This window comes from Nocardia sp. CA-290969, from assembly GCF_050936135.1.
Taxonomy (GTDB): Bacteria; Actinomycetota; Actinomycetes; order Mycobacteriales; family Mycobacteriaceae; genus Nocardia.
On the sequence record NZ_JBNJNJ010000001.1, the window covers coordinates 2,289,952 to 2,315,560 of the forward strand.

Here is a 25,609-nt window from a genome sequence, read left to right on the forward strand (position 1 = left end):
CCCGCGGACCCGGGCCGGACCGCCGTGCGGCCGCGCCCTCGGCGTGTCCGTATCGAAACGGATCGACGGACAGCGGATAACAGCCGGACTGCCGGCTTCGGAGCACCGTGCGAAGGCTCCCGGCCGGGATTTCGGGTCGAATCCCCCGACACCGTCGCGCCGATCGGTAATAATCGGAACCTCTGCTGGACAAAGGAACTCGGGGGGACCGTGACGACACGTCGCACCGTTCTCCGGGCTGCCGCGGCGCTGCCGTTGCTGGCGGCGTGCTCACCGGATGTGCTGCTCGGCGCTCCGGGATCGGTGCGGATCGCGGTGTCCTGGAGCGGACCGGAACTGGCGGCGTTCCGGTCGGTGCTGGCAGCCGCGCGGCTGCCGGAACCCGTGGAGGTCGTGCCGCTCGGCGACGAGATCTACACCGCGCTGACCGCCCGCGGCCGCTCGGCGCCGGATATCGTCATGCTCCCGCAGGCCGGTCTGGTCCGCGACCTCGTGGTGGACGGGCGATTGCGCGCGGTTCCGGACGAGCTGTGGTTCGATGCGCAGGGGCCGCGCTACGCCGACCACTGGCGGCAACTGTGCTACCACCGCGGCCGGCCATACGGGATTCCCTTCAAAGCCAGTGGCAAATCGCTCGTCTGGTACGACCGGGAAGCCCTTCCCGGACTCCGGGCGGGCGCTCCGGCGGACTGGACGCTGCTGGATTGGGCCGCGGAGGTGCGCCGCTTCGCGGGCACCGGGCGGCGGTTCCTGGCGCTCGGCGCCGCGGACGGCTGGGTGCTGACCGACCTGTTCGAGAATCTGCTGCTGGCCGAATCACCGGCTGTGTACGAGTCGCTGGGTACCGGGGAGCGGGACTGGGACAACGCGGCGGTCCGCACCACTTTCGGCCGGCTCGGTACCTTGTGGGGTATCCGGGAGGGGCTGCCGGGCGGGGTGGCGACGGCGCTGGTCCGGCAATTCGCCGACGCGATACGAGATGTGTTCGAACATCGCCGCGCGCTGGCGGTGGCGGCACCCGATTTCGCCGAACCGGTGGTACGGGATGCGCTGCGCCGGGCGCGGCGTGCCGAATCCGTGGTGGGTGTCGTACCGTTTCCGGCGGTGGCGGCGGGCCGGGAGCGGCCGCGCATCGTCGGGGGAGACGTCATGGTGCTCACCGCCGCCGCGGGAGCGCGCGCCGGCGAGGTGGTGCGCGCACTGGCGGATCCCCAGGCGCCGCTGCCGTGGATACACGGAATCGGCGGGTTCCTCGGCCCGAACGCGTACACCAGGGCCGACTATTCGCCCTGGACCGCCGATTCGGCCGCGGCACTGCGGACCTGGCCCGCGTTCGACCTGTCCGATCGCATCGGTGCCGTCGGCGGCCGGGAGGGGATGTGGCGGGTGCTCACCGATTTCCTGATCACTGTGGGTGATGCCGGTGGTGATGTGGACGCGGCCACCGACACCGCGGTCGCGACCCTGGCGCGGTTCGAACGGGGGTGGCGATGACCTCGGAGGAACCCGGCGACCAGGCCCCGCGGTCACCGGCGGCCGGTGGTGATGTAGCGGGGCCGGCAGCCGGTACGGAACCCCCCGATTCGGTACCGGGCGCGAGCCGGTCGGGGGCGGCGCCGGCAGCGACCGGCACCCAGGGCGCGGCGGAAACGGTGCGGCGGGTGCGGATCTATCGGGCCCACGGCCTGGATCTGGAACTTCCGGTCATGCGGATGCGCGGCCCGCTCGTGCCCGGTAGCCCGCCGGCGCGGGGGATCAGCCGACTCGCCTGTACACCCGCGGTGCTGTTGCTGACGATGCTGCTGATCCCGGTGGTCGCCACTGTGGTCCTGGCGGTACGGACCCGGGTGTGGCCGGTAGCGGCATCCGCGGGCCTGGCCGCGGTGTTCGTGGCGGCCGTGGTGTGGGCGGACCGTGACCGGCCCGGCGGGCGACGGTGGGCGTTTCCGGTGGCGATCGCGGTGGTGGCCGTGCTCGGTCTGTATCGGATGGGTCCGCCGTACGCCCGCAGTCTTTACTGGATGGGTTTCGCGGCGATACTGCTGGTCGCGGCGATGGTGCTCGCCTGGTGGAGCCGCAACACTCGCGGCCTGTGGTTGCTCCCGCTGATCGTGCCGTTCGGAATCTCGGCGTTCGTCGCCGGTGTGTCCTTCCGGCTCATCTTCCAGTACTCGGGCGCCCAGGTCGGATTCGACGGGTTCCCCGGTTACCGGACCTGGTTCGCGGTCATGCTCGGCTCGGCGTTCCTGTGGACCTGGCTCGGTTTCCTGATCGCACTGTTCCGGGCGAGTATCCGGGAACTGGAGGCCGACCCGGTACGGCGGAGCAGACTCGACGGCCGGTCCGGCCCCGGTTTGTACCTGCGGTTGTTCGATCTGCAGCGCCCGGTGGTGCTGGTGGCCGGGCTGGTCGTCGGGGTGGCCGCCGCCCGGGTGTTCGACGTAGTGCTGATCGGCGTCCCGGGTTCGGTGCAGTACCGGCTCGACAGTGCCACCGTGTACTGGTGGCGTCTGTCCGCGGATCCGGCCACCGCGGGCGAAGCGGCGGCCTACGCGGTGCCGTTGACGGTGCTGGTCGCGATGGTCGCGTGGGCGTTGCAGAGTGACCTCCGCGCGCGCCGGGCGCGGTTGTCGCCGGTCCCGGCGTTGCCGTATCCGGTGCCGGTCGGGGCCGGTACCGGGGGCGGATTCGCCGGATCCCTGCGCCTGCTGGGTTTCGGTCTGGTCGCGGTGGCGGCGGTGCTTCCGCTGGTGGCGCTGGTGGTGGTGGCGCTGCAGGGCCCCGACGGGTGGTCGCTGCACGCCTTCACCGATATGTGGGCGGACCCGGCGCTGCGCAAATCCATCCAGGCGACCCTGTGGGTGGCATTCCTCGCGACGGTCGTCGTGGTGGCCGCCGCCGCGCCGCTGGCCTATCGGCTCGCCGTCGCACCGGAGGGCTGGTTGTCGCGCGGTATGGTCACCGCGCTGGTCGTCCTTGCCGTACTACCCGTACAGGCGTATCTGGGCCCCCTCGATACATTCATCGACGAGCACGGCCTGTCCGGCACCCGGATCCCGCTGGTGCTGGTGCATGTCGCCGCCGGGCTGCCCATCGCGGTGCTGATCCTGCGCGGTGCCGTCGCCGCGCCGCCGGGTAGCCCCGCCGCGGACGCATTGCGAGGGATGGCCGCCCCGGGGACAATCGGCCGCCGGCTGCTCACCGCGGCCGGTCCGGCGCTGGTGGCGGTGGCGGTGCTCGAATTCGTCCAGGTCTGGAACGATTTCGTGGTCGGACTGCTGATCAGCGGCGCGGGTGCGTCGCCGTGGTCGCTGTTGCTGTGGGGTGAGGCGCGCCAGTTCGGCGAGAACGCCGCACAACTCGCGGCCGGCGCCCTGATCTCGGCCGTGCTGCCGGTCGCTCTGGTCCTGGCGACCTGGCGGCGCTGGATAATCCCCGGGCTCACCGGCGGGGTGCTGCGATGAACGACTCCACAGCGCGATCCTCGGTGGTGCCGGGTGTACTGGGCGGGCTGTCCGTGCTCGCCACCACCCTGCTGCTCGAATTGGGCCGCAACCTGGTGATGAACTCGTTCGGGGAGAGCGATGCCGTCCGGCTGGTCTCTTCGGGGCTGCGCTGGCTGGCCGTGCTGGTCGTGGCGCTGGCGATGCTCTATTCCGGTTACCGGTTTGCATTGCAGCGGCGAGCCGGGATCCGGCTCGCCGTCCGCCGGAACGCGCTGGCGATGCTGGACGGCGCTCGCCCGGCCGGTTCCGCGGATACGCGGGATATGGCCTGGCCGACGAGGTCGGACCGGGTGGCGGGATGGCACAGCGACGTGGTCGCCGCGCTGCGTGAACTGCCGGTGCGCAGCTACGACACCGCGACCCTGCACGCCGTTCTGGCCGCGGTGGCGGCCGTGCACGACGAGCTCCCGGGTTCGCTGCCCGGCCCTGGCGACGACGCAGCGGGGTCCACTACATCGGATGCCGAGGAACCGGCGCCGTACTGCGATCCGCGCACGGCGGCCGGCCTGCGGCAGTGGCTGGAATACGGGGGCGTCCTGGATCGCCACGGCGGCCACCATGTGCTGGCGAAGGTTCCCGCGACGCCGGCAGCGGAGGATGCGCTGGCCGGGGTCGTATGGCAGGCAGCATTGTTCGCGCTGCTGTCGCACTGCGCCGATCAGGCGTCGAGCTGGGCGGTCGCGCTGACCACGATCCCGTTCGCGCCGGGAGCCCGGCGCTGGTTCACGGTGGAAGAGCCCTACCTCCGGGAACTCGTGCGCCGGTGTGCCCTGCGAGCACAGGGGGAAACCGATCCGTCCGGAGGCGGTAGCGCCGCCTGGCACATTCCTTCGGCCACGGTCGTTCAGCTGGTCCGGATCGCCGACGCGCTGGATATCTGGTATGCGCACCAGGTCGGGATGGCGGGCGACCGGACCGCCACGGTGGCGCGGAGCCTGGAACAAACGACCGCGGATTCGGGACTGCGCTGGTTTCGGCGGCTGATGGCGGTGCGCCGGCTGGAAGTGCCGGATGCCGAACCGCGACTTCCGGTGCGGGACGCCGGCAACGACAGCACCGGACCGGCGTCGGCAGGCAGCGACGGAGACACCCCGACGATGGCGACCGGCGGGCCGGCGGGAAACCGGCGTTCACCGGCCGGTGCAGACCCACGGGATCGGTCGGCGCCGGTCGCCGGTGACGATTCGGAAGCGTCGCCGGCCGGCGATCCGCAGCCGGCGCTGTCGACCGCGCTGCACTGTGTGATGCGAAGACGGGCGACCGGGCTCGCCGCCCGGTCGAAGCACCGCGCGGCGTGGGTCCGGTTGCGTGACGCGGCCACCGCGGACGAGCTGAACGCAGCGGTCAGGGACCTGCGCGCAGCATGGTGGCGGCTGCCGCGGGAGGACGTCACGAATCAGGTGCTGGTGCTCACGAATCTGGCCGTCGCGCATATCGCACAAGGCCGGCTGGACGCGGCCGCGGACCGGCTCGAGCTGGCCGCGGTGCGCGCGGCCGCGGAGGAAGACGACGAAGGCCGGGCGCTGGTATACGAACTGGACGCGGCGGTGCGCTGGGCGCGCGGCGAACCCCGGGGCGCACTCCGTAGTTGGCAGCGGGCGCTGGGACTGTACGAGTATCTCGGCGACCCGCGCGGTATCGCCGGCTGCCTGCACCATCTCGGTTCGGCGCTGGAGCTGGTCCCCGAGCACGCAGACCTGGTGCTGGGCGACGATCCGCCCCCAGCCGCCGGTGAGGCGCGGCGCTACGCCCGGGAGTGGCGCGACGAGGCCGCGGTGTGGCGGCGAGGCGAGACGCCGCCGCAGACCGGCCGCCGGCCGCTGCGGGTCCCGGACGAATCCGGAGATTTCCGACGTTGACAGCGACGGCCGCGAATCTGTGAACCGCTTTCGCGACAGATGAACCGGGACGGCGCGGACGGCGATCCGGTCGGCTCGGGTCCAGGATTACCTCCCCACCGGACCCGGCGGCAGCGCAATCGATACGGCGGCCCGGTGTCGCCGAGGCGCGGCCCCGGCGAGCGAAGCGGCTCGGGTTCAGGGGCGCACCCGGTACAGCCGCCAGATCGGCTGGTTGTCACCGTCATTGGGGATTTCGAGTTCGAGGGTGGCGATCTCCGCGCCGGTTTCGTAGAGCGTGGGGTAGCGGACATTCACCGCGTCGGAGGCGCCACGGCCGCTGTTGGGGACAGCCAGGATGTAGTGGACCCCGTGCGCGGCGGGATCGTTGAGGATGGTGATGAAATCCTGGTCGGACGGAATGATGTAGGTATGCGGCCGGTCGGTCGCGGTGTAGACCGCGAATCCGTAGACGGTGTCCATCAGGACCGAGGCGTCCGGTAGGCCGAGATCGTCGATGTAGCGGGCCAATTCGCGTTCGGTGCGGAAGGAGGCGATGATTCGCCGCTCCTGGGAGCGGGTGGCGGAGGTATCGGCGGGATCGGGGAATACGATCTCCTGCAGGGCGTACTGCTGAACGGACAGGGTCGGGGAAAGCATCAGTGCCCCGGTGACGATCGGGGTCGCGAGGACCAGAACCGCCGCGAGGACCGCCGGCGCGAGTGCCGCACGGCCGGGGTCGGTGCGTCGCGGCCGGTGATGGCGGCCGGGGCGACGGGCGGGGATCTCGCCGCTCGGCGGGACCAGCTGGCAGGCCAGAACCACCATCAGCGGAATGGCACTGATGTAGAAGCGCAGGAACGGGAAGGTCGTCCCGGTCATGTAGTTGCGGGTCGCGAAGGCGAGGACCGCGCCGAAGACGATGCCCGCGGCCAGTACCTCCGGGTCGCGCCGCCGCCACGCCAGCGCGAGGCATACCGGGATCAGGACCGGGAGCGCCGGCCCGAGGATCATGATCTCGCTGATCGAGTACAGCAGCCCGTACAGCGGCGCCGGTGCGCCGCCACCGCTGCTGCTCTGTTCGACGATGCCCGCGTTGCCGTAATCGGAGGTGAGCTGCTGGAAAGGTTCCCCGGTGATGAGCCAGCTGGTCATCGCCCAGGCCACGGCCGCGATCCCGGTGGGCGCCGCCACCAGCAGCGCGTCCATTGCGGTATCGGTGAACCGGTGCCGGCGCGGGCCGGGTGTCCGCAACCAGGTCACCACGGCGACGAACACCATCACCCCGGTGGCGACCGGCAGCGCGTCGTAGCGGGTCAGGTAGCCCAGTGCCAGCGCGATCGCGGCGAGGCACAGATCGTGCACATCGTCGGTGTGCAGCCAGCGGATCAGCCGGCGCGCGGTCCAGCACAGCAGGAAGACGAACGGTGCCTCGCTCATCCCGTTCGCCGCGTAGAACACGATCATCGGGTTGAGCGCGAACAGGGCTGTCAGTACCCACATCAGCCAGGTGGGTACGCCGCGGTCGGCGCACAGGCCGCGGATCTGCACCACCGCGCCTGCCATGAACGGCGCCGACATGAGGACAGCGGTGATATTCCAGGAGGTCAGCACCGGCCACCAGTGGCTGAACAGAACCACGGGAAGCTGCACGACGGTGGCCAGCGGGGTGAAGATGAAGCCGACGGCGGCCAGATGCGGGTCGCGGCTGAACAGCACGCTGCGAGCCGCGGAGACCCGGCTCAGCGAATCGCCCATGATGTAGTGCGGTTCGACGGCCAGATACAGGCCGGCGGCCAGGTATACGGCCGTGGCGAGCAGGAACAACCAGCGTGAGGTCCTCATCGCGGTGCGTCCGCCGGCTTCGCCGAATCCGCGCCGGGCAATCCGTGGAAGGTTTTCTCCCAGTAGGACGGTTTGCCGATGAGCTGGTAGACCCCCTTGATCGCGGCGACGCTCATCAGCACCCAGTAGAGCGGGGTGGTCAGCGCCGCGAGCAGCAGGACGGTCAACCGGCTCTCCCGGCAGGCGACCAGGTTCATGTACAGCACCGCCGCATTGCCGAATACCAGGCAGAAAAGCGCCGGGAAGTAGACATACGGTGGGAACTGATCCTGGACGGCGGACGGCTGGCCGAGCAACCAAGCGAGTGTGATCAGCCAGAAGAGCATGTTCAGGCAGGCGATGAGAGGCGTACCGGCGAGCAGAGTCGTGAACCGGGCGAAGCCGATCGGGCCGAGTGTCCGCCACAACCTGCGCGGGCGCCGCATATGAACCAGCCAGGTTTGCAGGTAGCCCTTGTACCAGCGCGAACGCTGCCGGATCCAGTTGACCGGGTCGCTGTTGGCCTCCTCCCAGGTAACCGAGTCGAGTACCGCTGTCCGGTAGCCGCTTCCGGCGATCCGTACGCCCAGATCCGCGTCCTCGGTGACGTTGAACGGATCCCAGGCGCCGATCTCGGCGAGCACATCGCGCCGCAGGTGATTGGAGGTACCGCCCAGCGGAATCGGGGCGTTCCCGCGTACGAGTCCGGGCAGGATGAAACCGAACCACAGCGCGTAGTCGGCGGTGAACCAGGCGGTGAGCAGGTTCTGGCCGCCGTTGTGGAAAGCCAGCCGGGCCTGTACGCAGGCGGTGTCGGCGGGCAGCCGGTCGAACGCGACCGCCGCGCGGCGCAGTTGCAGCGGGTCGGGGCGGTCCTCGGCGTCGTAGATGGTGACGAGATCGCCGGTGGCGAAATGCAGGCCGAAATTGCAGGCCTTGGGCTTGGTACGCGGCTCGGCCGGGGGTACCTCGACGATGTGCAGCGTCGCGGGTGCGTCCACGGCCCGCGCGGCGGCGATGGTTGCGTCGTCGTCGGCCTCGAGCAACAGCAGGATCTGCAGTTTGCCCGCCGGATACCGGAAGGCGGCGAGGTTTTCGATCACGGTGCCGATCACCTCCGGCTCGTGGAACGCGGGAACCAGGATGGTGTAGGCGGGCAGGGCGTCGTCGTCGACGGCCTCGGCGTCGGCATCGGAAACGGTGATGATGCTGCGGCCGTCGAGGCCGCGGAAGAACAGAACGAGCCGGTCGGCCAGCGTCCATACATACGCCCCGGTGCAGACCACGGTGATCGCGATGAGCGTCGGCGTCCGGGCCAGCACCGCCCCCACCGCGAGCAGGGCCAGTAGCACGATCAGTACCGACCGCTGCCAGGGGACGACGACCTGCGCGGCGGATAACTCCGGCCGGCGTTCCCGCAGCCCGTGGACCGCGTCGTGCAGAGCCGCGGCCACCGGGTCCCGGCCGGGTTGGTCCTCGTTCACCACGGCTGCACCTCCACGAGTTGCCGGCCCAGCGTTTCGAGCAGATCGGCGTCCTTGAATTCCGGGTCGGTCGCCGTGACTGCCGAGACACCCCGGGCGAGCAGGGCGACCATCGCGGCCGCCGTACCCGCCACGGACGGCTCCGGCGGCAGGAAATAGGCGTCCGGTTCGTGGTTGTCGACGGTCATCACCGTCACGCGCTGGATATGCGCGGCATCCCGCCGCCATATGAAGGTGAGGTAGTTCCAGGTGAGGTGGAGGCGTTCGTCGACGACCGAGTACATGGTGGCGACGAGACCGCGTCCGAGCGGCACCGAGCGGGGCGGGTTGCTGACCCGTGCGTAGCGCAGATCGTAGGTGATCAGTGTCGGGGTGACGTCGAGCTCCGCGCCGTACCGCACGGTGAGCAGGTCGATCTGCGCGGTGCGGTTGCGGTCGAGGGTGTCCCAGCGCGGATTCGGCTCGAGTGTGCGGATCGTCTGCCGCAGAGAGGTCGACTCGCTGCTGAAAAAGCGCTGTGGCCAGTCCAGGTTCTGCAGGCCGGTCTGCCGCCAGCCCGGCGGGACCACCAGGCCGGTGGTGCCCTGATACGGCGGGCCCGCGGCCACTTCGTCGCCGGACATCGCGGGCATCGGCGCCACCGTCATCAGCACCGCGACCGCGGCCAGCGCCACGAGGACATACCGGGGATCGTCCGGCTCGCCGCCGATCGGCGGTGCGGCGCCGGCGGGCAGCAGCGGCGCGCGCAGGACCAGCGCGCATCCGCACACCACGACGGCGGTCACCGGGACCACGCCGATCAGGACCGCCGATATCCGGATATCGGGTATCCAGTGCGTGGCGGTGGCGAGAACAGCGCAATCGACCGCCACCGCCAGCGCGCCGACCCAGGCCACCCGGCGCCCGCCGCGGTGGAAGCCGTAGGCCAGGGTGATCGCGGAAGCCACGATCATCACCAGAGAATACGCGAACAGGCCACCGCCCAGCGCGACGGCGACGAGCCGGTAGACGACCGGATTGACCACCAGGAGCAACACCCAGACTTCCCAGTACCGCATGGTGGCCCGCATTCCGAACAGCAGCACCGCCCCGGACACGACGAACAGGATCAGCGCCAGCACATCGAAATGGAAGAGCTCATAGAACGGGGCGTAGCGGGGGAGCAGCAGCCGCTGCACGAACAGCGCCACGACCAGGCCGATGAGGCCGACGATGACATCGGTTTCCCGGTCGTGGATCGGCAGCACCGGTTTGCGGCGCCGGCGGACTCCGAGCATGAGCGCGAGCGCCAGAACCGGCAGGACGAACAGGTAGCCGATGGAGGTGCCCTCTCCCGCACCCCGCCAGATATCGGCGAGTGTGCGCCGGAAGGCCAGCGCGGTGAGGACGATCAGCAGTGTCCAGCGGACCGCGCGGCGCGTGATCGGTGCTGCGATGCCGCGGCGCATCGCCGGTCAGCGCCGGTTCGTCCGGCGGCGACCGCGTGCGGCGAACCACAACGCCACGACGAGACCTGCGGCGAGCAGTACCGCGGCGGCGATGAGTATCGTGCGCATGATCCCCGAGACGGTGGCTTCGGGGCCGGTCTCCGCGGCCGGCGCGGGCAGGCTGTAATCGACGGGTTCGCGTCCGGCGGCGGTGAATACGACGTCGCCGGAGAGCGAATACCAGCCGTCGGGCCGGCCGGCGAGCCAGCCGAGGGTGCGGTCGAGTTCGCCGGGCCCGGCGTTGCTCGCGGCGACCAGCAGCTGACGCTCGCCGTCGTAGTAGCTCTGCAGCGAGGCGAACCGCAGGTCCGGGGAGAGCTGCAATTGGGTTGTCGTGCCGTCGCTTTCGGTCAGCTGCAGCCGGGTGTCGTCCGTTCTGCCCAGTGGTGGTGATATGCCTTCGGGTGTCTGTCCGTCGGCCGCGATGAGGATCGCCGGACGGGTGCCGCCGGCGACCTCGGACACCGGAGTCCAGCGCGGATCGAGCCGGGTGGTGGTCAGCGATTGGAGTCCGGCGGTTACGGCGACCGCCCGGCTCAGATCGTCGAAACCACCGGCCGTGGCGGCCACCTCCACCACGGGCAGCAGGCCCTGCGGCAGTGCCTGGAATCCGCGCGGTGGACCACCGGGTGCGGCGTCGCCGGTGACCTCGCTACCGGGCAGGACGGTCAGTGTCAACGGCTGATCGGTACCGCAGCGGCCGGTGTCGCCCGTGGTGCGCAACGTGACCTGAACCGGTGTGCTGCGCTGCAGGACATCATCGGGGATATCGATCCAGCGGTCGATCTGCCCGGACGAATCCGCCGCCCAGTTCGCGAGTTCCCGCTCGCCCGCGGTGACGATGAGCTGGCCCGCCTGACTGGGCGGCAGCGGGGTGTAGTGGCCCTGGAGTTTCACCCGGATATGCCCGGTCGGCCGGCCCAGCCGGGACTGGTCGAGCGAGAACCGGACGCTGACCTCGGCATGCGAACTCGCGCTGAGCGTGCCCACCCCGAGGTCGCCGAGCGTGCTGGTATCCGGCGCCAGGATCGGTGCCTGATCCAGCGAGCCCGCGACGGCACGGCTGGCGACCGCGAAATCGGCGACCCGGCTGGTGATCAGCCGGGTCTGATCGAGCAGCGCCTCGCCGTCACCGGTGACGAGCAACCACGGTATCCCGGCGGCCGGAGTGAGGGTGGTGGCCGCGTCACCGCCGGCCCGGATCGCGATCGAGCGGGTGAACGGATCGTCGGGTTCGGTGACCGAGCCGTCCGGCGCCGATCGGCGCAGACTCACCCGGACCGGCTGACTGCCGTAGTGGGCGACGATCGCCGAGGACAGCGACAGTGCCGCGGTGGACTCGAGGTCCGACGGCGTATCCGGTACATAGATGCGGAGTTCCTGCAGGATCGGCGGCAGGAAATCGGCGATGACGGTGGGTGGTTCGGGCGTCCCGGCGTATCCGACCCGGACCTCGCGCAGTACGGCTCCGTGGTCGAACCAGTCGTCGGGGCAGCGGCCCGCCGCGGGAAACAGGTTCACGTGCAGGGTGATGGTGGCGGCCTGATCCGCGACGCCTGCCTCGTCCAGTGGCAGGGTCACCGGGACCCGCGTCGCGGGCCCCGCGGGGAGATCGGCGTGGGCGATGAACCGCTCCCCGGATTCCACATCGATTGTTCCCCGCGCGAGATCGGCCGGCAGATCGACGGCCATGGTGAGCTCGGTGGGAGTGGTCCCGGGCGGTACCGGAATCGCCAGCTGCACCTCGTCGTCGTCACCGCGGAGCGTGATCGGCTCACCGAGACCGAGATCGCGGGCCGCGAATTCGGTCTCGCCCGCCGGTGCGGCGGCGGTTCCGGGTGGTTGCGTGGTTGCCGAGGGGGCGGTGCACACCAGTGCCAGCGCGGCCGCCCAAGCACATGACATCCGTACGAGAACCCGCATGGGCACGACCCCTCGGTTATCCGGTGGCGGTTCCGGAGGTATCCGATGAACCGCCACGTCTGCGCGGTAACTCAGTCCGAGTGCATGGTAACCGGGAGGTCGTGGCTACCGGTCGGCAACGATATCGCTCGGCGTTGCGGCCGGGGCCGCGGCCGAAGCGGGCGCGGGGACTGTGGCCGGGCCGGTCGTGACCGGTTTCCAGCGCTGATCGATCACCAGGCCGAGGCAGCCGGCGGCGATACAGGCGATCGACACCCCCACCATGACCGGATGAGTGCCGCCGGTCAGGGCGTCGGCGAGTACCACGGTGGCGGCCGTGCCGGGCAGGATGCCCACGAATGTCGCGCCGAGATAGGGCCAGAAACGGATCGAGGACAACGCGCACGAATAGTTCACCACCGAGAACGGCGCGAAGGCGATGAGCCGTAGCGCGCCGACCGCGAGCCAGCCGCGGCGGTGCAATCGGTCATCGATGATCTGCACCGTGGGGTGGTTCAGATAGGGCACGACCCGTTCCCGGCCGAACGCGCGGACCAGCAGGAAGGCCGCCGCGGCGCTCAGCAGCGAGGCGGTGACGGCCACACCGAGACCGACGACGGGTCCGAAGAGCAGCCCCGAGGCGACGGTGAACACCGTGCGCGGGACCGGCGCGATGATGATCAGGGTGTGCGCCGCGAAGAACAGCACCGGGAACCACGGCCCGGCGCCTTCGGCCCATTCCTGGATCTGGCGCGGATCGGGCAACGGGGTGAGCAGCGCCGCCGCGCAGACGACCGCGGCCAGGCACAGCACGAGGACCAGCCGGCGGTCGCGGAGGATGCGGGGCACCGGGCGAGATTACCGAGTGCTGCTCGCGGCGCGGCAATCGGTGCCGCAGCTGTGGCCGGTCACGACGCCGGCGGGCGGCGGTTGTGGAATGGGTGGGCGCGGCGGAAGACAGTAGCGAACCGGCCGCGCGCCCGCCGCGCCCGGCCGACGTTACTCGTTGGTAGTGGTGGCCCCGGGCGCTCGCTGCGTGGGCCCCGGCTAGCATCGGAGGAGCGGGCTGAATGCCCGTTAACCAAAGTGTTCGCTGAGCTGGGCGGATACCAAGGTACCCGCGCACGCAGTTGGTGCGCTTGTACTGGAACGACAAGAGGGAACAGGGTATGCCGATTGCTGCAGAGCCCGCGGCCGGGGCTGATCCGTCCTCGTCCGCGGTGCCCGATTATCCCGCCTGGCGCAAGGGTGTGGCGGGTGTGCTGGCCAAGACCCGCAAGGTCGATGCGGCCGAACTCGGTGCGGAACCCGAAAAGCTGCTGAACCAGTCCACCTACGACGGGCTGGATATCGCACCGCTGTACACGCGCCGGGACGAACTGCCCGAACAGCCGCTACCCGGTGCCTACCCGTTCGTCCGCGGCGGCGACGCCACGCGCGATGTCCATCGCGGCTGGTTCGTCAATGTCTGTATCGGCGCCGCCGACGCGGCGACCACGAACCGGGAGCTGACCGCGGGCCTGGAGAACGGCGCGAGCGCTGTGGAACTCGGCGTCGGTGCGCACGGTGTGCCGGTGGGCGAGCTGGCCGCCGCACTCGACGGTCTGCTGTTCGAGCTGGCGCCGCTGGCCCTGCGGGCCGGTACCGAAGCCGCCGAAGCCGCCGCGGCCGTCTACGAGGTGGTCGACCGGTATTCGGCGCCCGACCGCTCCGCGATCCGGATCTCCCTCGGCGCAGCCCCGCTCACCGCCGCGTTCGCCGGAACCGACGACCTCGGCCTCGCCGAGACCACGGCCCTGGCGGCCGCCGCCGGCCGGCGGCCGGAAACCGTCCGCGCGCTCACCGTGGACGGCACCGTCTTCCACGATGCCGGTGCCTCCGACGCCCAGGAGCTGGGTGCCGCCGTCGCGGCCGGGCTCGAATACCTGCGCGTGCTGTCCGGGGAGATGCCGGTCGCCGAGGCGTTGCGCCAGGTGGAGTTCCGGTTCGCCGCCACCGACGACCAGTTCGCGACCATCGCCAAGTTCCGGGCCGCGCGCCGCCTGTGGGCGCGGGTCGCGCACGCCCTCGGCGCGCCGTCGGAAGGCGCGGCCCCGCAGCATGCGGTGACCTCCGCGGCGATGATGAGCCGGCGCGACCCCTGGGTGAATCTGCTGCGCACCACCCTGGCTGCTTTCGGCGCCGGTGTGGGCGGCGCCGATACCGTCACCGTGCTGCCGTTCGATTCCGCGTTGCCCGCCGGTGAACTCGGCGTCTCGGCCTCGTTCTCGGAACGGATGGCCCGCAACACCCAGCTGCTGCTGCTCGAGGAGTCCCATCTCGGGCATGTCCAGGACCCGGGTGCGGGATCGTGGTACGTCGAGCAGTACACCGCCGACCTGGCTGCGGCCGCATGGGAATTCATGCAGGAACTCGAATCCGCCGGCGGCTATCGCGCGGCGCTGGACTCCGGACTGCTCGGCACCCGGATCGGTGCCACCAACGCGCGGCGGGAAAGCGATATCGCGCACCGCCGGACCGCCGTCACCGGCGTCAACGAATTCCCGAACCTGGCCGAGGCGCCGCTGTCGGAGGCCGCCCGGACGGCGGGGCCCGGACAGCGGTACGGCGCCGCGTTCGAAGCGCTGCGTGACCGGTCGGATACCTATCTGGCGGCGCACGGCGCCCGGCCGCAGGCGCTGCTGGTGCCGCTGGGCACGGTGGCCGAGCACAACGTGCGGGTCACCTTCATCGCCAACCTGTTGGCCTCCGGCGGGATCGAATCCATCAATCCCGGTCCGCTGGCCGGGGACGAGATCGCCGCGGCGGCACGGGAATCCGGTGCGAAGATCGCGGTGCTCTGCGGTACCGATGCCCGGTACGGCACCGATGCCGCGGGTGCGGTGGAACAACTACGCGATGCCGGTGTCGAGACGGTACTGCTGGCCGGGCCCGAGAAGGTTCTGACCGGTATCGAGGAGGCCCGGCGTCCGGACGGGTTCCTGGCGGCCCGGATCGACGCGGTCGCCGCCCTGACCGCCCTGCTGGAGAAGGTGGGAGCCTGATGACGACACAGCGAATCGAACAGGTGGTCGGCAGTTTCGCCGAGGTGCCGCTCAGCGAGCCGGGTTTCACCCCCGCCGCGGCCGACGAGAGCGCACGGACGGCTTTCGTGCAGGAGTCGGCCACCGCGAACAACTACACCCCCGAACAGCTGGTGTGGTCGACCCCCGAGGGGATCGATGTGCCGCCGGTGTTCACCAAGGCCGACCGGGATGCCGTCGCCGCGGCGGGTTTTCCGCTCGACAGCGTCCCCGGTGTCGCGCCGTTCGTGCGCGGACCCTATCCGACGATGTATGTGAACCAGCCCTGGACAATCCGCCAGTACGCGGGTTTCTCCACCGCGGCCGATTCCAACGCCTTCTACCGCCGTAACCTGCAGGCCGGTCAGAAGGGTCTGTCGGTGGCGTTCGATCTGGCCACCCACCGCGGGTACGACTCCGATCATCCGCGCGTCCAGGGCGATGTCGGGATGGCGGGCGTGGCCATCGATTCCATCCTCGATATGCGCCAGCTCTTCGACCAGATCCCGCTCGACCAGGTCAGCGTCTCGATGACGATGAACGGCGCGGTGCTGCCGATCCTGGCGCTGTACGTGGTGGCGGCCGAGGAACAGGGCGTGGCGCCGGAACAGCTGGCCGGAACGATTCAGAACGATATTCTGAAAGAGTTCATGGTCCGCAACACCTATATCTATCCGCCGAAACCGTCGATGCGGATCATCTCCGATATCTTCGCCTACACCAGTGCGAAGATGCCGAAGTTCAATTCGATCTCGATTTCCGGCTACCACATCCAGGAAGCCGGCGCGACCGCCGATCTCGAGCTCGCCTACACCCTCGCCGACGGCGTGGAATACCTGCGGGCCGGTATCGACGCCGGTATGGAGATCGACAAATTCGCGCCCCGGCTCTCGTTCTTCTGGGCCATCGGCATGAATTTCTTCATGGAGGTCGCGAAGCTCCGTGCGGGCCGGCTGCTGTGGAGCGAACTGGTCGCGAAATTCGATCCGAAGAATCCGAAATCGCTGTCGCTGCGGACCCATTCGCAGACTTCGGGCTGGTCGCTGACCGCGCAGGACGCCTACAACAATGTCGCCCGGACCTGTATCGAGGCGATGGCGGCGACCCAGGGGCACACCCAGTCGCTGCACACCAACGCCCTCGACGAGGCGCTCGCGCTGCCGACCGATTTCTCGGCCCGTATCGCGCGCAACACCCAGCTGCTCATCCAGCAGGAGTCCAACACCACCCGCCCGATCGACCCGTGGGGCGGCTCCTACTACGTGGAATGGCTGACCCACCAGCTCGCCGAACGCGCTCGCGCGCATATCGCCGAGGTGGAGGCGCACGGCGGGATGGCGCAGGCCATCGGTGAGGGCATCCCGAAGCTGCGGATCGAGGAAGCCGCGGCCCGGACCCAGGCCCGTATCGATACCGGCCAGCAGCCGGTGATCGGCGTCAACAAGTACCAGGTCGCCGAGGATCACGAGGTCGAGGTCCTCAAGGTCGAGAATTCGCGGGTGCGCGCCGAACAGCTCGAGAAGCTGCGGCAGCTGCGTGCCGACCGCGACCAGGACGCGGTGGACCGGGCACTGGCCGAACTGACCCGTGCCGCCGCCTCGTCCGGCGGCGGCATGGAGAACAACCTGCTGGCGCTGGCCATCGACGCCGCGCGGGCGAAGGCGACCGTGGGCGAGATCTCCGACGCCCTGGAGCAGGTCTACGGCCGGCATCAGGCCGAGATCCGTACCCTGTCCGGTGTGTATCGCGACGAGGCCGGCAAGGTCACCAACATCACCACCGCCGGGGATCTGGTGGCGGAGTTCGCCGAGGCCGAGGGCCGGCGTCCCCGCATCCTGGTCGCGAAGATGGGCCAGGACGGGCACGACCGCGGCCAGAAGGTGATCGCCACCGCCTTCGCCGACCTCGGTTTCGACGTCGATGTGGGCCCGCTGTTCCAGACCCCCGAAGAGGTGGCCCGCCAGGCCGCGGACAACGACGTGCACGTCGTCGGTGTGTCCTCGCTGGCGGCCGGTCACCTCACGCTGGTGCCCGCTCTGCGGCAGGCACTGGCCGATGTCGGCCGGCCCGACATCATGGTCATCGTCGGCGGGGTCATCCCGCCCGGTGACTTCGACGAGCTCTACGAGGCGGGTGCCGCGGCGATCTTCCCGCCGGGCACGGTGATCGCGGACGCCGCGATCGACCTGCTGCGTAAGCTCGGCGCCGCGCTCGGTCACGAGCTCGGTTCCGGCGCAACCGGTTCCGAGGCGAATACGCAGGGATGAACGCGCGCGCCATCGACGTCGACGCGCTCGCGCAGGCGGTCCGCTCCGGTGAGCGGGCCGCCCTCGCCCGGGCGATCACCCTGGTCGAATCCACCCGGGCCGACCATCGGGACCAGGCCCAGCAGCTACTGCTGAAGCTGACCCCGGAACCCGGTGCGGCCCTGTCGAACCGGGTCGGTATCACCGGTGTGCCCGGGGTGGGAAAATCCACCTTCATCGACGCGCTGGGGATGAACCTGATCGGGCAGGGGCACCGAGTGGCGGTCCTGGCCGTGGACCCGTCGTCCACCCGCACCGGCGGTTCGATCCTCGGTGACAAGACCCGGATGGCGCGGCTGTCGGTCGAGGAGAACGCTTTCATCCGGCCGTCGCCGACCGCCGGAACGCTCGGCGGTGTCGCCAAGGCGACCCGGGAGACCATCGCGCTGCTCGAGGCGGCCGGTTACGACGTGATCCTGGTGGAAACCGTCGGCGTCGGACAGTCCGAGGTGACCGTGGCGAATATGGTCGACGTGTTCTGTTTCCTCACCTTGGCCCGTACCGGTGACCAGTTGCAGGGCATCAAGAAGGGTGTGCTGGAACTGGCCGATCTGGTCGCGGTGAACAAGGCCGACGGCAAACACGAGATCGAGGCCAAGAGCGCGGCCCGGGAACTGGCCGGTGCGCTACGACTCATCCATCCGCACGATGCGCTGTGGAAACCGCCGGTGCTCACCATGAGCGGCCTGGAGGGGACCGGGCTGGACAAGTTCTGGCAGACGGTCCTGGAGCATCGCCGGGTGCTCACCGAGGCGGGGGAGTTCGCCGAGAAGCGCCGCCGCCAGCAGGTCGACTGGACCTGGACCATGGTGCACGATCAACTGCTGCGCCGGCTGGCCGACAACCCGAAGGTGAAGGCGATCCGCGGGGACGTGGAGGCCCAGGTGCGAGCCGGAGCACTCACCGCCGCCCTCGCCGCCGAACAACTGCTCGACGCCTTCGACAGCTGAAACGAGGGCGGGCGGCCGGTTTCAGTCGAGAGCGAAGAGTCCGGCGGCGGTGCGGTAGCAGACCGCGCGCAGCCAGTCGTCGCCGAGCTCGAGGCGTTCCAGCGCCTGGACGGCATGCCGGTACGGGTAGGGGATATTCGGGAAATCGCTGCCGAACATGATGCGGTCGCCGAGGCCGGCCAGGCGCTGTCGGTCGGCCGGCGGGAACGGGGCGGTGGCTTCCGCGAAATCGGTGAAGGCCATGGTGGTGTCGAGGTGAACGCCGGGATAGCGGTCGGCGAGGTCGAGGAACTCCCGGTACTCCGGCATGCCCATATGTGCCACGATCAGGCGTAGCCGCGGGAATTGCCGGAGTACCTCGGCGATCGGGCCGGGACCGGTGAATGTGCCGGGCGCGGGCCCCGAGCCGCAATGGATGACGGTCGGCACGGCCGCGTCGCTGAGCGTGCCCCAGACCGGCGCCAGCAGCGGGTCGCGCGGATCGTAGGCGCCGACCTGGATATGTGCTTTGAACACCCGCGCGCCCTGCTCGATGGCGGCCGGAACGTAGTCGGCGGCGGCGGGTTCGGGAAAGAACGTGGCGGTGTGCAGGCAGTCGGGGACGTCGGCGGCGAATTTCGCGGTCCAGTCGTTGAGCCAGGCCGCCATCTCCGGACGGTGCGGATACACCAGTGCCGTGAACGCGCGCACTCCGAATCGGCGTAATGCCGCCAGCCGGACCGATTCTTCCGCGCGATAGGTGATCGGCCACGGACGTCCGGTGAGCGGGCCCGCGGAATCGAAGTAGGCCCACACCTTGCGCAGTACCTGATGGGGCATGAAATGGGTGTGCACATCGACCAGCCCGGGCAGTCCGAGCCGCTGCCGGAACCGGGCCAGATAGGCCTCGTCGGCAGGGATCTCGGCGGCGGCGGATTCGGTCACTGGCTGGTTCTCCTGACTCGGGGACGGGTCTAACGGTCAGTTCGGTCCGGCGGCGACCTGTCGCGCAGTGGACTCGCCCGGAAAACAGGCGCGGGCATAGTCACCGAGACGTGCGACGAGACGGTCGAAGAACAGGCCGGGATCGGTGGCGACGACGATATCGGCGTTGGGCGGGCGGCCCCACATGCCCGCCCAGTCCGCGATGGTGGCGCCGCGGGTGAGGCTGCCGGTGAGTTCCACATCGACCGTCGCGGGCCGGGTGCGGGCCAGCGTGGGATCCAGGGCCACCGCCGCGGCGAACGGGTCGTGCATATGCGCCAGGTAGCCGAGGTCGTAGGAGTGGTGGAAATCGAAGTAGAAACGGACGGCGTCGGTGAGATGGCGGACGATCGGATTGCTCGCCACCGACCGGGCGGTGGGCGGATCATCCGGTGAAACGGTCTCGACGGGTGTACTACCGGCCCGCTGCGCCAACCGGACCAGATGGTCGGGCCGCATTTCGATGGTCTCGGTGATATCGAGTCCGCAGATCACCGGGCGTCGCGACGCGGGCGCGGCGGAGAAGGCGTCGAAAACGATCTGCGCGGCCTCGGGGTCGACATGGATGTTCCACTCGTTGGTGGGGGTGGTGTTGCCCGGATGGTTGAACGCGCCGCCCATGATCACCAGCCGGCGCAGCAGCCGGGGGAGTTCGGGTTCGATGCGCAGGGCCAGCGCCAGGTTGGTGAGCGGGCCGGTGCACAGGCCGAGGAGTGCACCGGGATTCCCGCGCGCCAGGTCCACCCACATCTGCGCGGCGCTGCGCGTGGAGATCTGCCGGGTCGGTGCGGGAAGTTCGGCGTAGCCGACGCCCTGCGGGCCGTGGGTGTCCTCGGTGGTGCGCAGGGGTATCGCGAGCGGATCGGCCGCGCCCAGCGCCACCTCGATCTCCGGCGCGCCGGCCAGTTCCAGCCAGGCGAGGTTGTTGATCGCCACCTGTCCGGCCGGGACGTTTCCGGCGGTGGCGGCGATTCCGGCGATCTCGGCGTCGGGGCTGGCCAGCAGATACAGCAGGGCGAGGGAATCGTCCACTCCGGTATCCACGTCCATGATGATCCGCTGCCGCACCCCCCGAGCGTAGCGAGGCGGTTCCGGGGAACCGCAGTCGCTGTCCCGCGGGGGCGCGACGCAGTCACGTCACGTGACGCATTTCGGTCAGTGCCGGGGGAATTCAGTCCCGGGTGGGCCAGTAGTTGTCCGTGGCGGGCCGGCGAGCCAGTGGTGCCGTACCGCCGACCTCGGTGAGGCCCAGATGGAACAGCATGCCGACGGTCACCAGGCTGACGCTCACGATGAGCGGGGTGAGCAGTTGGGCCGCACCGGCCCCCGAGGGCGGCATATGGTGCTGATTGTCGCCGATATGCATGGCGAACATGCCGGTGTAGTGCATACCGGCAACGGCCATACCCATCACCAGCGCGGCGCCGAGAGTGGCGAGGGTGCCGCGCACATTGAGGGTGAACCACAGCGCCGCGGTCGCGGCGACCACCGCGATGATCATGGACAGGGCCACGGTCGGCCAGTCGTAGCCGATCTCCGCATCGGTTTTCATGGCGTACATCCCGGCGTAGTGCATGGCACCGACGCCGAGCCCGGTGATCACACCTCCGATGAGCAGGCCCTGGGTGCCGAGTCGGCGCCGCTGGGCCAGGCACAGCCCGATCCAGACCACCACCATGGCGATCAGGGCGCTGATCAGGGTGATCGGCACGTCGTATTTGATGGCGGCGCCGTCGATCCGGAATCCCAGCATGGCGATGAAATGCATGACCCAGATACCGGTGCCGCCGAGGGCCACGGAGGCGGCGATCAGCCAGCCGTCGAATATCGACTGCCCGCGTACCCGGCTCATGCACCGTAGCCCTAGCAACGACCCGGTGAACGACATGACGTACGCGACCACGGGGGTGAGCCAGCCGTGGCTGAAGTGGTCGATCTCCACCGGGGACCTCCTCGCTGGGCGGAATCCCGAACCGCACGACTGCGGAACGCGGGCATTCCAGAACGGTGAACGTGCAGGGAGTGAATTTAAGGGAGATATGTTGTAAAAAACAAGGGCCGCAGAAAGGACATCGGCGTACTTGTGACAAGAGGGCCGGAAAGGCGGCTTCCGAACCGAAGGGCGCACTCCGCTGCCGGCCGGGACGGGTTTCCGCTATCGATCGGCACTCCCGCCGCGCGGGCAATTTCGCCTGGCGGCAGTCGAATACGGCCGGGCCGGATCGGCGAGGCGGCGGGGGCCGGGGTTCCTGAATCTCGCTCCGACGACTCTATCGTCCGCACGGTGCGGCCGGCGGATTTTCGGTTGCGCTGTGCGTACCCGCTCATGGGCGTAGGCTTCGAGGAACTCGAAGGAGACCCATGCCTGGCATATCCAGCCGCAGCACCGCCATCGCCCACGAACTACCCGAGGTCGAACTGGCCGAATTCGCCGAGATCCGGAGTGCCGAGCGGGCCGAGGTCGCCCGTCGCAGTGCCGTCGCGGCCCGTATCGTCGCCGGTCATTCGACCGACGCCGCCGACTGCCGCAATCTGCTGGCCATGCTCGGCCTCGACGCGGAAGCGGGCAAACTCGCCGGTCTCCAGACCTGAGCACCGCGCGGCCGGCGGCAGCCCACCGGACAGGTAGGGTCCGCCGGCCAGGGGTACTCCCCGGAGGGGGCGCATATCGTGCGCCCGGCCCTCCGTACGCTCGGAGTATGTCCGATACGGCAATACTCGGGACCGATCACCCGGTTGGGGCCACGGATCCCGTGGCCGATCTGGCCGAGCTGATCGGCGGTCGCCGTCTCGTCGTGCTCACCGGAGCCGGAATCTCCACCGACAGCGGAATCCCGGACTACCGGGGTCCGGATGCGCCGCCGCGTAAGCCGATGACCTACCAGCAGTTCACCGGCGACCCACAGTTCCGCCGCCGGTACTGGGCGCGTAACCACGTGGGCTGGCGGTACATGGACGCCGCCCGGCCGAACGCCGGTCACCGTGCCCTGGCCGAACTCGAACGCCGCGGTGTGGTGGCCGGGGTCATCACCCAGAATGTCGATCTGCTGCACACCAAGGCGGGCAGCCGCCGGGTGATCGACCTGCACGGCACCTACGCGCAGGTACGGTGCCTCGACTGCGGCGCCCGGATCTCCCGGATGGCGCTGGCCGAGCGGCTGGAATCGGTCAACCCCGGTTTCGCCGCCGGTTCGGTGACCGGCCTCGAAGTCGCGCCCGACGCGGACGCCGTGGTCGAGGATATCGAGGGTTTCCGCATGGTGGACTGCGCGCGCTGTGGCGGACTGCTGAAGCCGGATATCGTCTACTTCGGTGAGAACGTCCCGGCTGATCGTGTAGCGGCGGCCTGCGAACTGGTGGACGCGGCCGAGGTGCTTCTCGTCGCCGGTTCGAGCCTGACGGTGTGGTCGGGGCGGCGGTTCGTCCACCGGGTTGCCCGCCGCGGCGGCACCGTGCTGATCGTCAATCGCGGACCCACCCGCAGCGACGGCTTGGCCGCGCGCACCGTCGCCGCGGGCTGCTCGCCGGTTCTGGCCGGTCTCGCCGATCGCTTCCGGGATCGGTATCGAGTGCCTTGAGTGGCGCGGTGCCCCATGCGAGACGGGCGATCCGTGGACGGTCCTGCGGGCCCGCGCACGAGCTCGGCGAGTGCTGATGTCCGGTGGCGATACGGCGACCTGCTACCGACGCCCGCCCACCCGACCCGCGTATTCTGCGCACTATGCGGAGCACACTGATCGCGGTGCGGACCGGGAACTCCGAGACGGTCCGGGACATAACCGGCGAATGCGCGGAATTCGTGCGGCAGGCCGGTGCGGACGGGCTGCTGCACGTCTTCGTCCCGCATGCCACCGCCGGCGTGGCGGTCATGGAGTTGGGTGCGCACAGCGACGAAGACCTGCTGGCCGCGCTGCGTGATCTGCTGCCGGCCGACGACCGCTGGCGGCATGCGCACGGGTCGCGCGGGCACGGGCGCTCGCATGTACTGCCCGCCCTCATCGCGCCGTATGCGACCGTCCCGGTCGTCGACGGCGAACTCGCCCTGGGGACATGGCAATCCATCGCCCTGGTGGACGTGAATGTCGACAACCCCGACCGGCAGGTGCGGCTGTCACTGCTGACTTCCGCCGGGTGAGCCGGGCGCCCCGGTAACGTCGGGCCCATGAGCAGTCTCGGCGTGGCGATCATCGGGTACGGCCTGGCGGGTGCGGTGTTCCATGCACCGCTGATCTCCGCGGAACCGCGGCTGCGGGTGGCGGCGGTGGTGACCGGGTCGGCGGAGCGGGCCGAACAGGCCCGGCGCGACCATGCCGGGGTGCGGGTGCTGCCGGACGCCGACGCACTGTTCGCCGATCTGTCCGGAATAGACGTGGTGGTCGTCGCCAGCCCGAACCGTACCCATGCCGCGCTCGCCCGCCGGGCGCTGGCGGCGGGTACCGCGGTGGTGGTGGACAAGCCGTTCGCGGTCACATCCGCCGAGGCCGCCGAAGTCATCCGGAGTGCCGAGGAGGCCGGCCGGATCCTCACGGTGTTCCAGAACCGCCGCTGGGACGGAGACTTCCGGACGGTCGGGCAGCTCGCCGGCGACGGCCGGCTGGGGCGGGTACGCCGCTTCGAATCCCGGTTCGAACGCTGGCGTCCGGTACCGAAGAGCGGCTGGCGGGAAACCGGCACCGCCGCCGATGCCGCCGGGATCCTCTACGACCTCGGCAGTCATCTCGTCGATCAAGCGCTGACCCTGTTCGGTCCGGTCACCACCGTCTACTGCGAACTGGATTCCCGCCGCCCGGGAGTGAGCACCGACGACGATATGTTCCTGGCCCTGACCCACGCCGCAGGCGTCCGATCCCATCTGTGGGCCAGTGCGGTGGCACCGCTGCTCGGGCCGCGTTTCCGGGTGCTGGGGGAGAAAGCCGGCTACCAGGTCCACGGTATGGACCCGCAGGAAGACGCGTTACGCGCCGGGCGGCGCCCCGGCGACGGGACGCCTTGGGGGACAGTCGATCCCGAACGGTACGGAATCCTCGGCGCCGAGCCCGAAAGGGCGGCGTTCCCCACAGTGCCCGGCGACTATCTCGCCTTCTATCGCGCACTGGCCGACGCGATACTCGACGGGGCTCCGGTCCCGGTGGACCCGGGCGACGCGCTGGCGGGTCTGCGGATCCTGGAGGCGGCACGGGAATCGGCGGTCTCGGGCACCGTGGTGCAGCTCTGAGAGCTGCGGGGCGCCCATGGTCGTACTGTGCGAAGTTGTCCACCGGGGTGGTCGCCGTCGTGAATGCCACCCGGTGGGTGCCCTGACGAGCTCACGGGCCGGCGGCGCACGGTATCGGTCAGTGCACCGATACGTCCGCTACGGTATTCGGTATCCCCGGAACGTGACCCTTCTGCGCGTCTCGAAACCGAGCCGCTCATAGAGCGCGATCGCGCCGGTATTCGATTCGGCGGTGTGCAGGAACGGGCGTTCGCCGCGGGCGATGATCCGGGCGGCGACCGCACCGATCAAGCGGGAAGCGTGGCCGCGTCCGCGCGCTTCGGGAGCGGTGCAGACGGCACTGATCTCGGTCCAGCCCGGCGGCCGGAGCCGTTCACCTGCCATCGCGACCAACACGCCGCCGTCGCGGAGGCCGAGATAGGTGCCGAGTTCGTGGGTGCGGGGGCGGAACGGGCCCGGCTGGGTCCGCGCGATGAGGTCGAGCATATCGGGGACATCCGCCGCGTTCAGTTCGACCAGGCCGGCCGGGTCGTCGGTCCCGGTATCGCCGGTGTAGATCATCTGGCGGCCGTCGAGGGTGAGGACGGGTTCCCAGTCCGGGGGTGGGACGGCCGTGGAGCTGAACATATCGGCGAACTCGCCGGAGCCCAGGAGCCGGGCGAGATCCGCCCAGTCGCCGGGATCCGGGTCGGCCGGGACGGCGGAGAAGGACGCCACTTCCGCCGGGTAGGTACAGGCCCGGCCGCGGCGGCGCGCGAGATGTGCGTGGTGGCCCCGTAGTGATTCGCCGACCGGATCGTCGAGGACGGTGGCGGTGCGGTACATGATGGCGCTACTGCTCTCTCGGTAAAACGGGTGGCCGGAACGGCCGCTGCCGGGCCAGCCTACGGGCTACCGTGCGGCCGGGTGGCGCCCCGGCTCCGGTGCGGCTGCGGGCGGCCGCCGAGCGCCGGGGTGTGGCGGCTGCGGGGGGCTGTGCCGAACTCGTGGAGGTGGCGCGCGGCCGGTGAGCTCCCGGAGCGTCGCGGCTCCGGGCGGCGATGCGGCCGGACGAATGCGACGGCGGCCCCGG

The 25,609-nt window shown here is 70.0% G+C and carries 19 protein-coding genes; 10 read left to right on the forward strand and 9 right to left on the reverse strand.

Annotated features, from left to right (window positions below; all coding sequences use genetic code 11):
• The first annotated feature begins 210 nt into the window (after nt 1-210).
• Genes ACQEVO_RS10705 through ACQEVO_RS10715 form a run of 3 tightly spaced genes read left to right on the forward strand, consistent with a single transcriptional unit; the run spans nt 211 to nt 5,365 of the window.
• The gene (locus ACQEVO_RS10705; protein WP_432911636.1) at nt 211-1,494 is read left to right on the forward strand and encodes an ABC transporter substrate-binding protein; all 1,284 of its coding nucleotides are present in this window, start codon (nt 211-213) and stop codon (nt 1,492-1,494) included.
• Complete coding sequence (locus ACQEVO_RS10710) at nt 1,491-3,464, forward strand: hypothetical protein (RefSeq protein WP_432911638.1); 1,974 nt, start codon at nt 1,491-1,493, stop codon at nt 3,462-3,464. The genes ACQEVO_RS10705 and ACQEVO_RS10710 overlap by 4 nt, the downstream gene beginning before the upstream one ends.
• A complete protein-coding gene (locus ACQEVO_RS10715; RefSeq protein ID WP_432911641.1) occupies nt 3,461-5,365 on the forward strand; it encodes a hypothetical protein in 1,905 nt (634 codons plus the stop codon). Before ACQEVO_RS10710 ends, ACQEVO_RS10715 begins: the two co-directional genes overlap by 4 nt.
• Before the next feature lie 177 nt (nt 5,366-5,542).
• Here the strand turns inward: ACQEVO_RS10715 and ACQEVO_RS10720 are convergent, their stop codons facing one another.
• From ACQEVO_RS10720 to ACQEVO_RS10740, 5 genes are all read right to left on the reverse strand, one after another.
• A complete protein-coding gene (locus ACQEVO_RS10720) occupies nt 5,543-7,189 on the reverse strand; it encodes an ABC transporter (protein ID WP_432911644.1) in 1,647 nt (548 codons plus the stop codon).
• Entirely contained in the window at nt 7,186-8,652 is a 1,467-nt protein-coding gene (locus ACQEVO_RS10725) for a glycosyltransferase (RefSeq protein ID WP_432911646.1), read from the reverse strand. Before ACQEVO_RS10725 ends, ACQEVO_RS10720 begins: the two co-directional genes overlap by 4 nt.
• Nucleotides 8,649-10,100 carry a hypothetical protein gene (locus ACQEVO_RS10730; protein WP_432911648.1) on the reverse strand — a complete coding sequence of 484 codons (1,452 nt, stop codon included), beginning with the start codon at nt 10,098-10,100 and terminating at the stop codon, nt 8,649-8,651. The genes ACQEVO_RS10725 and ACQEVO_RS10730 overlap by 4 nt, the downstream gene beginning before the upstream one ends.
• A 6-nt stretch (nt 10,101-10,106) precedes the next feature.
• Nucleotides 10,107-12,062, reverse strand: coding sequence for a hypothetical protein (locus ACQEVO_RS10735; RefSeq protein WP_432911651.1), 1,956 nt, complete (start codon nt 12,060-12,062; stop codon nt 10,107-10,109).
• A gap of 105 nt (nt 12,063-12,167) precedes the next feature.
• Nucleotides 12,168-12,890, reverse strand: a complete 723-nt coding sequence (locus ACQEVO_RS10740) for a TVP38/TMEM64 family protein (RefSeq protein WP_432911654.1) — start codon at nt 12,888-12,890, stop codon at nt 12,168-12,170.
• Between the two features lie 320 nt (nt 12,891-13,210).
• On the opposite strand from ACQEVO_RS10740, the gene ACQEVO_RS10745 reads away from it, so the two are divergent.
• The 3 genes from ACQEVO_RS10745 to meaB are packed head-to-tail and all read left to right on the forward strand — an operon-like array spanning nt 13,211 to nt 18,359.
• A complete protein-coding gene (locus tag ACQEVO_RS10745) occupies nt 13,211-15,085 on the forward strand; it encodes a methylmalonyl-CoA mutase family protein (RefSeq protein ID WP_432911657.1) in 1,875 nt (624 codons plus the stop codon).
• A complete protein-coding gene (gene scpA, locus ACQEVO_RS10750; protein ID WP_432911660.1) occupies nt 15,085-17,370 on the forward strand; it encodes a methylmalonyl-CoA mutase in 2,286 nt (761 codons plus the stop codon). Before ACQEVO_RS10745 ends, scpA begins: the two co-directional genes overlap by 1 nt.
• On the forward strand, nt 17,367-18,359 hold the full coding sequence (meaB, locus tag ACQEVO_RS10755) for a methylmalonyl Co-A mutase-associated GTPase MeaB (RefSeq protein ID WP_432911662.1): 993 nt from the start codon (nt 17,367-17,369) through the stop codon (nt 18,357-18,359). Before scpA ends, meaB begins: the two co-directional genes overlap by 4 nt.
• 21 nt (nt 18,360-18,380) lie before the next feature.
• Here the strand turns inward: meaB and ACQEVO_RS10760 are convergent, their stop codons facing one another.
• The 3 genes from ACQEVO_RS10760 to ACQEVO_RS10770 form a co-directional block, all read right to left on the reverse strand.
• Nucleotides 18,381-19,283: an amidohydrolase family protein gene (locus ACQEVO_RS10760; RefSeq protein WP_432911665.1), complete on the reverse strand. Its 903-nt coding sequence runs from the start codon at nt 19,281-19,283 to the stop codon at nt 18,381-18,383.
• Nucleotides 19,284-19,319: 36 nt separating this feature from the next.
• Nucleotides 19,320-20,372, reverse strand: a complete 1,053-nt coding sequence (locus tag ACQEVO_RS10765) for a nucleoside hydrolase (RefSeq protein WP_432922543.1) — start codon at nt 20,370-20,372, stop codon at nt 19,320-19,322.
• A 121-nt stretch (nt 20,373-20,493) separates the two neighbouring features.
• Nucleotides 20,494-21,264 (reverse strand): MHYT domain-containing protein, encoded by a 771-nt coding sequence (locus ACQEVO_RS10770; RefSeq protein WP_432911667.1) that lies wholly within the window; start codon nt 21,262-21,264, stop codon nt 20,494-20,496.
• Between the two features lie 419 nt (nt 21,265-21,683).
• Between ACQEVO_RS10770 and ACQEVO_RS10775 the strand changes: the two genes are divergently transcribed.
• The 4 genes from ACQEVO_RS10775 to ACQEVO_RS10790 all read left to right on the forward strand — a co-directional run bounded on the left by ACQEVO_RS10775 (nt 21,684) and on the right by ACQEVO_RS10790 (nt 24,537).
• Entirely contained in the window at nt 21,684-21,914 is a 231-nt protein-coding gene (locus ACQEVO_RS10775) for a hypothetical protein (protein ID WP_432911669.1), read from the forward strand.
• A 107-nt stretch (nt 21,915-22,021) separates the two neighbouring features.
• Entirely contained in the window at nt 22,022-22,900 is an 879-nt protein-coding gene (locus ACQEVO_RS10780; protein WP_432911671.1) for a Sir2 family NAD-dependent protein deacetylase, read from the forward strand.
• 143 nt (nt 22,901-23,043) lie between these two features.
• Nucleotides 23,044-23,457, forward strand: a complete 414-nt coding sequence (locus ACQEVO_RS10785; RefSeq protein ID WP_432911673.1) for a secondary thiamine-phosphate synthase enzyme YjbQ — start codon at nt 23,044-23,046, stop codon at nt 23,455-23,457.
• Between the two features lie 27 nt (nt 23,458-23,484).
• Nucleotides 23,485-24,537: a Gfo/Idh/MocA family oxidoreductase gene (locus ACQEVO_RS10790; RefSeq protein ID WP_432911676.1), complete on the forward strand. Its 1,053-nt coding sequence runs from the start codon at nt 23,485-23,487 to the stop codon at nt 24,535-24,537.
• Nucleotides 24,538-24,675: 138 nt separating this feature from the next.
• On the opposite strand, the gene ACQEVO_RS10795 is transcribed toward ACQEVO_RS10790, so the two are convergent.
• Nucleotides 24,676-25,362 (reverse strand): GNAT family N-acetyltransferase, encoded by a 687-nt coding sequence (locus ACQEVO_RS10795; protein WP_432911679.1) that lies wholly within the window; start codon nt 25,360-25,362, stop codon nt 24,676-24,678.
• Between the last annotated feature and the right edge of the window lie 247 nt (nt 25,363-25,609).

Excerpts from the sequence above, each read along its gene's own strand:
- ACQEVO_RS10710 (WP_432911638.1), top strand. The coding sequence starts at position 1,491 with ATGACCTCGGAGGAACCCGGCGACCAGGCCCCGCGGTCACCGGCGGCC.
- ACQEVO_RS10715 (WP_432911641.1), top strand. The coding sequence starts at position 3,461 with ATGAACGACTCCACAGCGCGATCCTCGGTGGTGCCGGGTGTACTGGGC.
- ACQEVO_RS10720 (WP_432911644.1), bottom strand. The coding sequence starts at position 7,189 with ATGAGGACCTCACGCTGGTTGTTCCTGCTCGCCACGGCCGTATACCTG.
- ACQEVO_RS10730 (WP_432911648.1), bottom strand. The coding sequence starts at position 10,100 with ATGCGCCGCGGCATCGCAGCACCGATCACGCGCCGCGCGGTCCGCTGG.
- ACQEVO_RS10735 (WP_432911651.1), bottom strand. The coding sequence starts at position 12,062 with ATGCGGGTTCTCGTACGGATGTCATGTGCTTGGGCGGCCGCGCTGGCA.
- ACQEVO_RS10745 (WP_432911657.1), top strand. The coding sequence starts at position 13,211 with ATGCCGATTGCTGCAGAGCCCGCGGCCGGGGCTGATCCGTCCTCGTCC.
- scpA (WP_432911660.1), top strand. The coding sequence starts at position 15,085 with ATGACGACACAGCGAATCGAACAGGTGGTCGGCAGTTTCGCCGAGGTG.
- meaB (WP_432911662.1), top strand. The coding sequence starts at position 17,367 with ATGAACGCGCGCGCCATCGACGTCGACGCGCTCGCGCAGGCGGTCCGC.
- ACQEVO_RS10765 (WP_432922543.1), bottom strand. The coding sequence starts at position 20,372 with ATGGACGTGGATACCGGAGTGGACGATTCCCTCGCCCTGCTGTATCTG.
- ACQEVO_RS10775 (WP_432911669.1), top strand. The coding sequence starts at position 21,684 with ATGCCTGGCATATCCAGCCGCAGCACCGCCATCGCCCACGAACTACCC.
- ACQEVO_RS10780 (WP_432911671.1), top strand. The coding sequence starts at position 22,022 with ATGTCCGATACGGCAATACTCGGGACCGATCACCCGGTTGGGGCCACG.
- ACQEVO_RS10785 (WP_432911673.1), top strand. The coding sequence starts at position 23,044 with ATGCGGAGCACACTGATCGCGGTGCGGACCGGGAACTCCGAGACGGTC.
- ACQEVO_RS10790 (WP_432911676.1), top strand. The coding sequence starts at position 23,485 with ATGAGCAGTCTCGGCGTGGCGATCATCGGGTACGGCCTGGCGGGTGCG.
- ACQEVO_RS10795 (WP_432911679.1), bottom strand. The coding sequence starts at position 25,362 with ATGTACCGCACCGCCACCGTCCTCGACGATCCGGTCGGCGAATCACTA.